General features: G+C 54.4%; 14 protein-coding genes. 10 read left to right on the top strand and 4 right to left on the bottom strand.

Going from position 1 to position 12,059, the window contains the following annotated elements; translation table 11 throughout:
* Window positions 1-28: 28 nt before the first annotated feature.
* Window positions 29-337, bottom strand: coding sequence for a helix-turn-helix domain-containing protein (locus LA756_RS07425; RefSeq protein ID WP_224439234.1), 309 nt, complete (start codon window positions 335-337; stop codon window positions 29-31).
* 123 nt (window positions 338-460) lie between these two features.
* On the opposite strand from LA756_RS07425, the gene LA756_RS07420 reads away from it, so the two are divergent.
* The 10 genes from LA756_RS07420 to LA756_RS07375 all read left to right on the top strand — a co-directional run bounded on the left by LA756_RS07420 (window position 461) and on the right by LA756_RS07375 (window position 9,423).
* Window positions 461-1,816, top strand: a complete 1,356-nt coding sequence (locus LA756_RS07420) for a hypothetical protein (protein ID WP_224439233.1) — start codon at window positions 461-463, stop codon at window positions 1,814-1,816.
* A gap of 865 nt (window positions 1,817-2,681) precedes the next feature.
* On the top strand, window positions 2,682-4,733 hold the full coding sequence (locus tag LA756_RS07415) for a recombinase family protein (protein ID WP_224438215.1): 2,052 nt from the start codon (window positions 2,682-2,684) through the stop codon (window positions 4,731-4,733).
* Window positions 4,734-4,834: 101 nt separating this feature from the next.
* On the top strand, window positions 4,835-4,996 hold the full coding sequence (locus LA756_RS07410; RefSeq protein WP_224438216.1) for a hypothetical protein: 162 nt from the start codon (window positions 4,835-4,837) through the stop codon (window positions 4,994-4,996).
* Between the two features lie 114 nt (window positions 4,997-5,110).
* Complete coding sequence (locus LA756_RS07405; RefSeq protein WP_224438217.1) at window positions 5,111-5,473, top strand: DUF1257 domain-containing protein; 363 nt, start codon at window positions 5,111-5,113, stop codon at window positions 5,471-5,473.
* A gap of 4 nt (window positions 5,474-5,477) precedes the next feature.
* Window positions 5,478-5,672, top strand: a complete 195-nt coding sequence (locus LA756_RS07400; RefSeq protein ID WP_224438218.1) for a DUF2997 domain-containing protein — start codon at window positions 5,478-5,480, stop codon at window positions 5,670-5,672.
* Between the two features lie 6 nt (window positions 5,673-5,678).
* Complete coding sequence (locus tag LA756_RS07395) at window positions 5,679-6,332, top strand: ATP-dependent endonuclease (protein ID WP_224439232.1); 654 nt, start codon at window positions 5,679-5,681, stop codon at window positions 6,330-6,332.
* A gap of 53 nt (window positions 6,333-6,385) precedes the next feature.
* Window positions 6,386-7,882, top strand: coding sequence for an AAA family ATPase (locus LA756_RS07390; protein ID WP_224439231.1), 1,497 nt, complete (start codon window positions 6,386-6,388; stop codon window positions 7,880-7,882).
* 99 nt (window positions 7,883-7,981) lie between these two features.
* Window positions 7,982-8,857 (top strand): hypothetical protein, encoded by an 876-nt coding sequence (locus LA756_RS07385; protein WP_224439230.1) that lies wholly within the window; start codon window positions 7,982-7,984, stop codon window positions 8,855-8,857.
* Window positions 8,858-8,865: 8 nt separating this feature from the next.
* Window positions 8,866-9,114, top strand: coding sequence for a hypothetical protein (locus LA756_RS07380; protein ID WP_224439229.1), 249 nt, complete (start codon window positions 8,866-8,868; stop codon window positions 9,112-9,114).
* 93 nt (window positions 9,115-9,207) lie between these two features.
* Window positions 9,208-9,423, top strand: a complete 216-nt coding sequence (locus LA756_RS07375) for a hypothetical protein (RefSeq protein ID WP_224439228.1) — start codon at window positions 9,208-9,210, stop codon at window positions 9,421-9,423.
* A gap of 489 nt (window positions 9,424-9,912) precedes the next feature.
* Here LA756_RS07375 and LA756_RS27335 read toward each other — a convergent pair whose 3' ends face one another.
* The 3 genes from LA756_RS27335 to LA756_RS07360 form a co-directional block, all read right to left on the bottom strand.
* Window positions 9,913-10,287, bottom strand: coding sequence for a DUF6882 domain-containing protein (locus LA756_RS27335; RefSeq protein WP_369123649.1), 375 nt, complete (start codon window positions 10,285-10,287; stop codon window positions 9,913-9,915).
* Window positions 10,277-10,585 carry a hypothetical protein gene (locus tag LA756_RS07365; protein ID WP_224439226.1) on the bottom strand — a complete coding sequence of 103 codons (309 nt, stop codon included), beginning with the start codon at window positions 10,583-10,585 and terminating at the stop codon, window positions 10,277-10,279. The genes LA756_RS27335 and LA756_RS07365 overlap by 11 nt, the downstream gene beginning before the upstream one ends.
* An 838-nt stretch (window positions 10,586-11,423) precedes the next feature.
* On the bottom strand, window positions 11,424-11,939 hold the full coding sequence (locus LA756_RS07360) for an SMI1/KNR4 family protein (RefSeq protein ID WP_224439225.1): 516 nt from the start codon (window positions 11,937-11,939) through the stop codon (window positions 11,424-11,426).
* Window positions 11,940-12,059: the final 120 nt, after the last annotated feature.

The following is a 12,059-nucleotide window of genomic DNA, read 5'->3' as shown; positions in this document are numbered from 1 at the left end:
ATGGCTCAAGAGCCACAAAATAGAACGCTCAAGCGTTATCAGGTTTTCCCAAGGGAACCGTGATGCCGGGAAAATGCATGGGTTGAATGGTCTGTCGACGTTTCGGGGTCGCTTTGGGCCGGACTCGCATAGCCTCTTTAATACGTTCGATTTCGGAAGCTTCGATCTGGATTCGACCCTGGCCGCGTGATCCCCCCTGGAAGTAGTTGATGGTAAAAGGGGTTCCCCGTAGGATAAATTCTCCGCTGTCCGAACGCGCCAGCCATTCATAGAGGCTGGCTACAGACAGTCCCAGTCTTTTAGCGGCTTCGTGGCTTGTTAGCAGTTCGTCGGACATCGAGGATGCGGTAGTGCTCGTATTTTCGAGGTGTCCGCTTCAACATATCGAGCCACTGTCGCACAATTGTCGCATGAGGCGACAAATGAATTGACCCCGGAAGACTCTTCATAAGATCCGATCATGAATCGACTTAGATTGGCACTCCAAGGATTCGAGAGACTATCCATGCCGCTCCATGCGACGCTTAACAAGGCGGTTTCGCATGACGCCGAGGCGTGGTTGCGAGACGAAGTGTGTCCTGTCGTAGAGGAGCTTTGCCGTAACCGCAGTTTTCAATTGATGACGCGGTGGTCGCTGGATCACTTTTGCACTGAGGAGGTCATTACACCAGAGCATCGAAAGTTAGAGGATGCCGATCAGGCGATCGTTCAATATGCTCAGACGCTTGCAAACGGCCTGGAATTCATAGACCAGTCCATGTCGAATCCGTCAGAGTTTCAAATATCGGAAGAGGATCGAGTGGCCCTTAACGGGATTGCGTCTCGACCTTGGGTTCAACTCGCCTATGCGTTGGACTTCTTTCACCCTGAGGATCAGCTTTTGCTTAGAGATCCTAACCGTGCCCTTACGTCGGATTTCCGGGCGGAGGAACGAAGAATTCCTTTGGGTGATTATATTTCTCGTTACTTACTCGCCAGAGTCGAGTTCTGGAAGAATTTGGTAGTGCGTTTGGGCGAGCGAATTAGTCATTACATTCCTGGCCGCGACGACGAGGGACGCAAAATCTCCTCCCGAATCTTCGATACGAGAATTCAGTTGAATCAAGCTGTCGAGGCGTTAGCTCAGGCTTGCCATGGTGAGAATTTTCGTAGACGCAATGCCTGCAATGCTCTAGTCCAGGTCTACGCGGCCTATGCCCGTAACCCCGACTTAGAATGTCTGGGCTTCTCACGAGACGCATGGCACACTGCCAGCCCTCAAATTCGGATGTGTGTACGAAGGCGTAGCGATGTCCCAGTCGTTGAAAGACTTCCCGAAGGAGCTTATCAAACCTTAGGGACAGAAAGACTCTCGCTCTGCGATCCGGCTATCCTGCGTCAGATCGCGGCATCTCTACAAGAAGTGGCCACGTTCTATGAGATCCCGGAAGACCCTGACGAACTGATCGCGTGGGCTGCTGACCAAGCACGCCTTGTCCTGGTTGATAGATCGCCTCGGCAAGTCTTTTGGGAAGGTCAATTGATTGGGGGAGGCGAATGGGACAATCAGCCCGTAGCCTGGGACTTTTTATGGAACCTTGGAAAGTCTTCAACTCAAGTCGTCGACAAAGAGGCTCTGGGAGGTAAGTCCTCTCGTTCAAGAAGACACCGACTATCGGACGTTTTACTGGAATGCCAAGAGCTCGATAAGCGAATCGAGTCCGTACGACGTCTGGGGTATCGGCTTGATCTACCGCTAGAGGACGTAACGCTACTACAGGACGATGGTTTCGGGCGTCTTCGATTCGTTGATGCGCGGAAGAATCCATTGATTTAACTTCCGAATGCCCGAGCGAGTTCTTGCCTAGCTAAATTGAAGGTGATTTCGCGTCAAGTATTCATGAGAGGTTTGTTATCTCTTATCGACGGCTATTGCGGCCGTGGTTCTTTGCGAATTGGCGATCGAATAGACATCAGTTTTGTTGGATGTTCGATGCTCTTCAGTCGGCCGAAGACGATTGAGACGTCGATGAACGGGCAAGTGAGGGCCTACGAACCGTGGTTTACCTAAATTTCAGGCGTTTTCGCGTCATAATATGTAGGGGGATCACTTAGCATTTAGATCCGTTGACAGCGCAGGGCTATCGTCCGAAGTCGTCAAACGCAATGGTCAACAGGACCTAAATTCTGGCCGTTTTCGTGTCATAAAACTTGTGAATAGCAGAACCGCTTTTTAGCCAAGCTGCTGAGGCGCCGCCAATTTGGTCTAGGACATAAAATATTGGCCGGAAAATCGGATAGCTCCGAGCTCACTTCACTCGCTGAAGGCTAAGAATCGCTGCCATATTACCAAACTGCAGGTGACACTGCCTAACACTCACGCAATTGGGTAATAAGGGTGATTCAAGACCCGCGACAGGCAACGGCAGTCTAAATTTTCAGCGAAAACGTGTCATAAACTATGAGGGAAATCCTAGCTCTTAGGCTCACACCTCAGTGAAAACTATGCTTCTTCGCTCCGTATCTGCGGAGCGCTTTCTTTTGGCGTATCTCCTTTCGATACACATTCTGTTGAGTTCTACAGGCCCGAACTACGCAAGAAGTAATCTCTTGCAAATAACAGTCATTCAACGGGCTATCACAAACACTTGAGCAACAAGCCCGAGTTATTCTAAATCATCAGTTTCAATAGAGGCACGACAATGAATCAGGAAATCTCTAGTGTGGGTGCCGCAACCGACAAACTCACCTCCGAAGTTGTCAAATGGTGGTCCGAGATGTCCGCTTTTTGCAACTTTGTCCTTACCGGATTCGATCCGGAAGCGTCCCTAGAAAAGCGACTCGATTGGGCGATTGCTCGTGGCTATGAAATTGGGACCATCTATTCCCGATTTAGCACCAAACTCCAGCATTCGACCGATGACCAGGTCCGCGAATGTATTCAGTGGGCGGCTAAGAATCGCATCTACGTTCCACCGGAATTCATCTCGGTGGATGAAGGCGTCAAGGGAAAACGGACCCAGCGAGCCGGTCTCGATCGTGCGAAAGCTATCCTTCGCAGACGACATGCCAAGGTCCTCTTGGTCTACAAAGCAAGCCGATTGTTTCGCCAGGCCGGTAAAGGATTCCAATTCATTAATGAAGAGGTCGTGGAAGAAGGTCTCCGCGCGGTCAGTGTCTCACAGGGGATCGATACGAATGATCGCAAGACTTGGAAACTTCAACTCCAGGTTCATGGCCTCATGGATGATATGCTACTCGATACGATCGCCGATCATGTTCGCTCGGGTCTCACGGGCTTGTTTCTCAACGGTTGGACGACGGGGGCCATCGGAATCGGCTATCGCCGCAAGGAGATCCCAAACGCCCCACCAACCAATCGCGGTCTCCCTCGCACCATGCCTGAGATCGATTCAGACGCCGCGAAACTGATTCAAGAGCATGCGCAGCTCTTGCTGGATGGAATGTCCGTTCGGGAGGGCGTGAGACGTTGGAACGCGTTCAATGGTCCCGTCGATCCCCGGGCGTCCACGGGCAAGCTGCGATACGAGTGTTATCGGCGATTGTTCACCAATACGCGTCTCACCGGAAGGTGGGAATTCGGTCGACGCCGCAATCAGTTCTCGACCAAGTTGGACAATGTTAAACAAGTTGAACAGCCTGATGATGAAGTCACAGTCGTCCAGTGCGAAGAACTGAGGATTCTCGATGACACCACGTTCGAGGCATTGCAGACAATGTTTGCTGCCCGCAAGACAGGTCCCCGTGGCCCTCGACGGGCCCAATCGCTGAAACTATGGGCTTTGACCACAGAATACTTCTTCTGTGAACGCTGTAGCACCACTAAAAGACCCGTTCGGTTCTACCAGACTGGCGCACAAGGCAAGGCAATGCAGTGTAAGAATGGCGACCAGTGTCCGTGCAAGTCGGCCGTTCGCCGCCAAGAGGCGGTCGAGGCGATCTGTAATAGGATCAGTCAGCTGATCCTGCGCGATGCGGAGCTGATCGAGTCGATTGTGCTGCAAAGCCAGCAGTTGGATGCCCAGGCGGACCAAGGCTTGGAACAACAACTGATCCAGGCTCGTAAGCAGTTGGCTTTGCTCAACAACCGCGTTAACGATCTATTCGAGATGTCGGGCGAAGGTACCGAGGACGATCGCAAGGAGATCAAGGCCCGACTGCGGGCTGCACAGTTGCAGCGCAACACCGCCCAGAGCGAAGTGAATCGCTTGCAGCGGGCGGTCGACGGGACGACCAACACGATGACGGTCGAACAGATTCGCGAGCGTCTGGCCGAGATGTCCGATCTGCTGAGCACCGCGGCGAATGGCGCCCTCGGTGAGGACGCCGTTTACAAGACGCTCGCCGTATTCCGTGCTTTGACAGGCGGGCAGATCTGGGTGCAGGTCGAACAGCGTGCCAATCGCAAACGCACGAACGTCCGGGGTACCTTTCGTCCTCAACTGTTGAAGGCGTTTTCCGAACCGCTCCCAGGGGCCAATGCCCCTACCACGGGACTGGTCACGGTCTGGCTACGCAAGCCGCCTCGCCTGGACCTGATCGCCGAACGCGTGCATCAACTGATCGACGTCGAGGGCATGAGTCATCGCGAGACAGCGAAGCAACTGCAGCGCGAAGGCCACAACGTCAATTCGGGAAACGTTTGGTACAGCTACCGTCGCTGGTACGAGATGCAAGGCCTTGAGCCGCCAAACGTCCCCTACAACAACGGCAAGAAACGGCGTCCTCGCTAATCTGACCGTGAATGATTGTTAATCAATACCTCGTCCTCGTGACGAGGCGTTTTTCATGCGCTAAGCGATTTTGGAGTATCACGCTAATGAAAGGAGGATGAATGCCACCCATTTCCGATTCGAATCATGCTCAAGATTCAGAGACCGATTCGCAGCGAGCACAACTGGCGGCTAACCTCGCCTACCTCGTCGTGCAAGCCCATCGACGCGATCAACAAGACGTCGACCCTTCATCGAATAACGCCGAGGCTCTCGAAAACTAAATTTCCGCCCAAAACGGGGCATAAATAGATGAGGGACGTCTTAACCCTTCACTGGTCATCGCCTTCGAGACCTGCGTGTTAACCACATTCAATTCATTCTACCCAGGAGGTTCTATGTCACACGTCGTCACCATTGAAACAGAAGTGCGTGATGTTACGGCGATCCGCCAGGCAACACGGCGACTTCAACTTCCCGAGCCTACGTACGGTGAGGTTCGCTTGTTCAACGATCGCAAGCGGGGCTGGGCGATCCAACTTCGAGATTGGCGTTACCCGGTCGTCGCCGACGTGACGACCGGTCGGCTCGATTACGACAACTACAACGGCCATTGGGGCAGCCAGAAAGAACTCGATCAGTTTCTGCAGCGGTATGCCGTCGAACGGGCGACGATCGAGGCCCGCAAGCAAGGTCACACCGCCGTTGAACAGTCGCTTCCGGACGGAAGCATTAAGCTCGTCATTCAAGTTGGAGGGTAGGTTCTTGAAAATCATTGAGATCACCGTCAGCCCCACAGGCAGGACACGCCTCGAAACGCGGGGCTTTCAGAGCTCAGAGTGTCGCGAGGCAAGTCGCTTCCTGGAAGCTGCCTTGGGACAACAAACGTCCGAGACGCTTACAGCCGAGTTCCACGCCTCGGAAATCACGCAACAAAATCAAATCGAACAGAAGGAATAACTGCCTATGGATCCCATACCTGAAACTCCTACTCACGGAATGATCGACCTGGCACGCGTTCTGGTGATTGTCGAGGGAACCAACGACATTGAGTTCCTTCGCCGGATTTCGTTGACGCTGCATGCGCACGATCCGGACCTGCCGAATCTGGCAGAAATGGAACAGCAAGGGCAAGTGGTATTTATTCCCTTCGGGGGCAGCAACTTGCCCAGCTGGATCTATCGATTCGCTTCGCTGGGCAAGCCGGAGTTCTTCTTGCTCGACCATGAAGTGCCGCCGGAAACGGAACAGCGTCAGGAATTGGCCGAGGTGATCAACCAGCGGCCAAACTGTCGAGCGGTGCTTACGCGGAAGCGTAGCCTGGAAAACTATCTTCATCCAGCAGCGATCCGAGAGGTTGCTCCGATCGAGCTTACGTTCGGCGATTTTGACCCGGTGGCCATCCTCGTCGCCAAGCAACTCTATGAGAACGGCCTCCACGACAGGCCTTGGGAACTCTTGTCGCGTCGCTCTCAGAATCGCCTGTCCAGCCGCGCCAAACGTTGGCTCAACACGCAGTGCGCAGGCCACATGACGGTAGACCACCTTCGGGACCGAGATCCTGAAGGCGAAATCGCCAGTTGGCTGACCACGATCGGGCGTCTAGCCCACTCTGCCTAAAGCTCGCTCTCGCGAGCTTATTCGTTTCTAGACTTCATTTACAAGGAATCAATATGCGCTTAGCAGAAGAAATTCAGGAACTGGTGCGGGCTGGCTTCAGCGGACTCTGGATTCGCAGCTGCGAACAGGATGATGCGATCGCCGAACTGGCTCAGCTTTGCCGGGACGAAGACTGGCGGATGAATACCTGGGATATCGACGTCGGTCTCAGAGGTGCCCCGATGGCCCAAGAGGAATCGCCAGCGGGATCGGTCACCGATCCCTTAGGGGCCGTGCGATATCTCGAATCGCTTCCCAGCAACGGACAGCCCTCGCTCCTGGTGCTGTCCAATCTCCATCGCTTCCTCGGTTCGGCGGAAGTGGTGCAGGCGATCTTTCACCAGGTTTCGCAGGGGAAAGGTCATCAGCGTTTTCTGGTGATTTTGGCACCCGTGGTTCAGCTACCAGTTGAACTCGAACGCGTGTTCACCGTGATAGAGCATGAGCTGCCCTCTCGGGTACAGCTCACGGAGATTGCAACGGACATCGCGACCGAAGGGGATGAGTTCCCCACAGGTGTTGAACGAGAACGGATTCTCGATGCGGCCTGTGGCTTGAGCCGCTATGAAGCGGAGAACGCGTTTGCGTTGTCCCTGGTGAGACATGGCCGACTGGAGCCGTCGGCCATATGGCAGCTCAAGTCGCAGACGCTCATCAAGAGCGGCCTGCTATCGCTCCATCTTGGCGGCGAGTCCTTTGCCGAACTGGGAGGGTTGGATTCGCTCAAGCAGTTTTGCTGTCAGGCACTGCGATCGCGAGAATCCCGCTCGGTCCAAGCGAAGGGCGTTTTACTGCTGGGTGTGCCTGGTACTGGCAAGTCGGCCTTCGCCAAAGCGCTTGGCCGCGAGATTGGCAGGCCGACTCTAACGCTCGATGTCGGGGCACTCATGGGCGGCATCGTCGGTCAAACCGAGGAGCGAACTCGCAGGGCGTTGAAAATCATCGATGCGATGCAGCCTGCGGTACTCTTCATCGACGAACTGGAAAAGGCCCTCGGCGGCACATCCGGTTCGAGTCAGACCGATAGCGGTGTCGGCTCAAGAATGCTCGGGACGCTACTAACCTGGCTGGCCGATCACCAGTCGGATGTCTTTGTGATCGCCACCAGCAACGATGTCTCCAAGCTGCCGCCGGAACTCACCCGAGCAGAACGCTTTGATGCAATTTTCTTTCTCGACTTACCTGGGAAGTCACAGAAGCAAGCCATCTGGCAGATGTACCTGGACCGCTTTGGTTTGAATCCCTCGCAGGAACTGCCCGACGACGGATCGTGGACGGGCGCCGAGATCCGTGCTTGTTGCCGGTTATCTGCTCTCTTGAATGTTCCCCTGGTGCAGGCGGCGCAGAACGTGGTTCCGGTCGCCGTCACATCCGCCGAATCGGTTGAGCGGCTCCGGAACTGGGCGAGCGGTCGCTGTCTGTCTGCCGAGTCCGGGGGCGTGTTCACCACAGCGACTCAGGCGACGCGAAAGTCGCGGCGACGACTAACGCAGAATCCTGAATCCAATTAGCCCAAAACTAACCCATCTTCAAGTGAGGTATTTATGACGGCAACAACTTTAGAACAGCCGACCGATCGCAGCAGCCCCTCCGGGAGGCTGCGATCCACCATGTGCGCCACCCGCGTCAACTTTACTTGGCTGGGTACGCAGAAGACGTTGACTCGTGCTCAAAGGGCTCAGGCAGCCTTGTCCTTCGATGCCCAGGGTGAATTCTTGAGTGCGGGCAAGAAGCTGCTGGACACGAAGAATCCACGTTTCAAAGCCGTGACTTCGGAGCGGAATCGCATCCGCTCGTTTTGGACGTCCATCAGTCTGCCGTATCCAGAGCCAGCCGTACGACTGATTCGGCAGGATAGGGTCGATACGTTTCAAGACTGGATGAGCGAGCATCGCCAGGACCTGATCAAGGCAGTCGAAGAACTCGACGAAGATTATTTCTCGCTGAAAGAGGCGGCACGCCAGCGACTCGGTCGCCTCTACAACGAGGCCGATTACCCAATGTCGTTGATCGGGCTATTCGACGTTACCTGGGACTTCCCGAATGTGGAAGCTCCGTCCTATCTGCGGCAACTCGATCCTCGACTGTACCAGGAAGAGTGTCGTCGTGTGCAGGCTCGTTTTGACGAGGCAGTTCAGCTTGCCGAGTCCGCCTTCGTTGAAGAGCTTTCGGGCTTGGTAACACATCTGACAGAACGACTCTCGGGCCAGCAGGATGGTCGCGCCAAAGTCTTTCGGGACTCGGCGGTTGGCAATTTGAATGCATTCTTTGAACGATTTCGTTCCTTGAATGTTCGATCGAACGACCAACTCGACTCGCTCGTTTCGCAGTGCCAGGATATTGTCCAGGGCGTTCAGCCTCAGACGCTACGAGACGACGCTCAGGTACGACAGACAGTTAGCCGTGAACTATCGAGCGTTCAGGCCACGCTGGACGATCTATTGGTCGATCGCCCTCGTCGGCGAATTATCCGCTCCCCGAAGTGAGGTGCCCCATGCAACTTGTCATCTCATCCACGGGGGCAATTCGCTGTCTCTATGACGAGACACTCGACCTCCATACGCTCGGCAAACCGTCGATCTCGCGAGGTTCGCATGTCGAACCGAACGAACACGGCCAGTGGTTCGCGGATCTTTCGCCCGTCGGCGGGCCGAAGCTCGGTCCTTTCAGTAGTCGAAGTGCCGCGCTGACCGCCGAAGTCCGTTGGCTGGAAGAGCATTGGCTCTCTCCAGGCGACGACTAACGCAACCTGTTTATCACAACCTTTCCAAGCCCTTGCTGGATTGCGATCCGGCAAGGGCTATTTCTGTTTCTTGACCTAAGGAGAAATGAACTTATGCAAACTTCAGATTTCTACCGAGCCGTTGCCGAGGCTACCGGCGAGACCGTTGCCACGGTCCGCCAACTTGGATTTTCGCTCGTGGAGGAACCTTCTGACGACCTGGACGACGAAGTCGGTTTCGGCCCGAACGTCATCGACTGGGACGAAGTCGATTTATTGAGAGCATGGGAGCCTTCGGGGAGCGGGTCTTATGAACCGAAAGCAGCCTAACTCCCGCATTTCGGAAACAGCAGTCTTGTCACGAACGACGCATCCTCGGAATGCAGCGGATCAAGTCGATCTGCGTTTGATCCGAGGTGGTCAGCAGCGCGGGCGGCGTCAGCACCGATATCATCCTCGTTGTGTGAATTTTCGACGCTCGGACAGGTAGTGTTTGTTACTTCGAGAAGTGGGAGGATTTATGGAAACCATCGTGCAGGCTGCATTCTGGGCCGTCGTTGCCTGGGCTTGCTACAAAACCGGAAAGCAATTGGGAAGCCGGAAGGGATTTCACGCCGGTCGTTGCCGCGGTCGTTCTTCACGACGGTAGAATTTCGATCCGCAGATAAGTCTCGCAGGGCCGCCCAGTTGGGCGGCCCTGCCCTTTTTTCTTTTTAGCTATCCGGCGGTAAGCTTTGTCACACCGACGGTCCTTATCCAAAAAAATATACAACCTCAAAGGAATGGATTGCCGCTGACATGAGCGCCGTAGACTTCTATTCAGTTGGGGCTGCGGAGCAATACAATTGGAAACCCAACACTCGGCGTTTCCCCTCCTGCAATATGCTGAGGACAACGCTTCAGGCCATCAAGCAGGCGGTTTGGGAATATGCGGATGAGCGAAGCGCCTTGTTGTTGCTTTGGGATGTCGCTCCCTTCGTTCGCCCATGCCCAGAGCCAAGTGCCGCTCTCTTCGGATTCGGTGCCGAGGACTTCGGCTTGCCAGGCGAAGCGATCGCCAAAGGAGAGGATACCGGTGTGCAGATCGTAGGCCCAGGGGAGGTCAGCGACTAACTCAGCGAAGAGCAATTGCCGGTCGAAGGCGAAGGGCGCACAATTCTGCACATGAGAATACAGGGACTTATTAGCCACCATAGTCTCGGTCCTTTCGGACTTTCTGCTGAAACTCCACTTCATCGGGATTCCAAACGTCACCTTCCTTGAGACGATCCAGAACGACGTTCCGTGTGAGCACGTTGTAGAAATACTCAGAAAACCCCATCTCCAAGATTTGGTAGAAACCTTGTTCGTACTGATAGAGATCGACAACCTTCCAGTCGTTCGGCTCTCCCTTCGTGATCCAGCAGACCCAATCACCATCGGAGCTAGTAGCGAAAGGGAGAATCCCTCCAACGTCGGGAAAGATCGCAAATGGGACGTCGTCAATCTCCATCGATTCCTTGAACATGTTGAAAATGCAACTGGACTCTAGGACGATCAATGGAAACGTTTGTCGGGACGGACTCCACACTTCCCAAGTATAAGCACACTTGAACCTCCCACTCCCGAACACCTTGGCAAACTCTACAGCGTCCGCAGGGAACTCGATTCTGAGAATGCCCTGGTTTCTTTGCAAAACGGTTTCGTCAAAGTCCAAGGGGGCATCGGGAGGAGAAACCAATGCCGCCAATTCTGATGTCTTGTCAGTAAACATGAATCACCGAGGTATTATTGCCTGCACGGGAGACTCCTCGCACGACACGGATCTTGCGTGTTGATTTGAGGGTCATTCTGGATGACGAACGTACCGCTTGGACCGTTCTGCTCATCGAGCACTCGCCATGCCATTGTAACGCTCGTCGGCATCACGGGCTTTGCGGAAGCAGGGGCGTGCTGATTGGTGGACGCATTATGCACCAGCACTCCGCTCTCGCCCACCCGATAAACATGCTCGCCATCCACTTCGATGTTGAAGACCGGCTCCGGTTCATCGCGGTGGGTGATCGATTGGACGGTGGTGGTGCCTTCTAGAGTAATTAGCACTTCACCCACGGTCAGGTCAGCGTGCTTACCCAATCGTTTCGATCGACCCAAACGGGTGGCTGCCGGTAACGCCCAGCGGGGCTGTCTCGCTGGTCAGCTTCAGGTCGTAGAGGTCACCAGCAGTGTGCGAGAACCGCCCGGTGATCCTTTGGCCTTCTCCCTCTTGCAAAGGCGGACAAGGGGCGATCGAAAGAGCCGTTGCTGGCCCTTCGATGAAGGGCGGGGGAGGAATTAACTAAGGAGCAGATCTAACTTGGTTCAAAGTTGAGTTCCTCTGGCTGAAATGGTTCATCCCAGATCGCAACATCGATTTGATTCTGAAACGCTTTGCAGAGAAATTCTGAAAACGACATCTCCCAAACCTCAACTCCATTGCCTTGTTCTCGGATTGCTACCACCCACTGATCGGGACTACCGCGCGTCAGCCAACCAAGAATATTTCCATTCTCGTCATCGCCCCAGGGTAGCAAGCCATCAGTCGTTGGAAATACTGGATATCTGTCTAACTCGCCTCGCTCTGCAGAGGACCGTAGGGCCGACAAACGACCATTCACCAAATCGATGTATTCAGGAGAAAACGGATTGAAGACGCGTATGAACTCATTGCAGAACCTACCCGATCCAAACGCATGACCGAAGGCTAAGTAGTCATCTGGCAATGGCGTACCGAGCGATGCCGCGACCGCATTCTCATCTTGTACATCGCCCTGAAATTCCGGAGTGTTAGGCGGAGAAATCAGCCCGATAAGTTGGCTCAACGACATTGCTCAGTCCTCAAAATCAATTCATCACAAAAGCGTACGTACTAAGTATTACACTGTGGACGGGATGGCGGGTTGCTGAAGCGTGACCAAGTATGCTGCAGAAATTGGGAAACCGGAAAT

The sequence above is a fragment of the Bremerella sp. TYQ1 genome (genome assembly GCF_020150455.1).
Classification (GTDB): domain Bacteria; phylum Planctomycetota; class Planctomycetia; order Pirellulales; family Pirellulaceae; genus Bremerella; species Bremerella volcania_A.
The sequence above is the reverse complement of the archived record's forward strand: the minus strand, read 5'-3'. Positions and strand labels throughout refer to the sequence as shown.

Bases quoted from the DNA above. Each gene is read 5' to 3' on its own strand.
- LA756_RS27335 (WP_369123649.1), bottom strand. From the start codon at position 10,287: ATGGTGGCTAATAAGTCCCTGTATTCTCATGTGCAGAATTGTGCGCCC.
- LA756_RS07390 (WP_224439231.1), top strand. From the start codon at position 6,386: ATGCGCTTAGCAGAAGAAATTCAGGAACTGGTGCGGGCTGGCTTCAGC.
- LA756_RS07385 (WP_224439230.1), top strand. From the start codon at position 7,982: ATGTGCGCCACCCGCGTCAACTTTACTTGGCTGGGTACGCAGAAGACG.
- LA756_RS07420 (WP_224439233.1), top strand. From the start codon at position 461: ATGAATCGACTTAGATTGGCACTCCAAGGATTCGAGAGACTATCCATG.
- LA756_RS07410 (WP_224438216.1), top strand. From the start codon at position 4,835: ATGCCACCCATTTCCGATTCGAATCATGCTCAAGATTCAGAGACCGAT.
- LA756_RS07395 (WP_224439232.1), top strand. From the start codon at position 5,679: ATGGATCCCATACCTGAAACTCCTACTCACGGAATGATCGACCTGGCA.
- LA756_RS07365 (WP_224439226.1), bottom strand. From the start codon at position 10,585: ATGGAGATTGACGACGTCCCATTTGCGATCTTTCCCGACGTTGGAGGG.
- LA756_RS07415 (WP_224438215.1), top strand. From the start codon at position 2,682: ATGAATCAGGAAATCTCTAGTGTGGGTGCCGCAACCGACAAACTCACC.
- LA756_RS07425 (WP_224439234.1), bottom strand. From the start codon at position 337: ATGTCCGACGAACTGCTAACAAGCCACGAAGCCGCTAAAAGACTGGGA.
- LA756_RS07375 (WP_224439228.1), top strand. From the start codon at position 9,208: ATGCAAACTTCAGATTTCTACCGAGCCGTTGCCGAGGCTACCGGCGAG.
- LA756_RS07360 (WP_224439225.1), bottom strand. From the start codon at position 11,939: ATGTCGTTGAGCCAACTTATCGGGCTGATTTCTCCGCCTAACACTCCG.
- LA756_RS07380 (WP_224439229.1), top strand. From the start codon at position 8,866: ATGCAACTTGTCATCTCATCCACGGGGGCAATTCGCTGTCTCTATGAC.
- LA756_RS07405 (WP_224438217.1), top strand. From the start codon at position 5,111: ATGTCACACGTCGTCACCATTGAAACAGAAGTGCGTGATGTTACGGCG.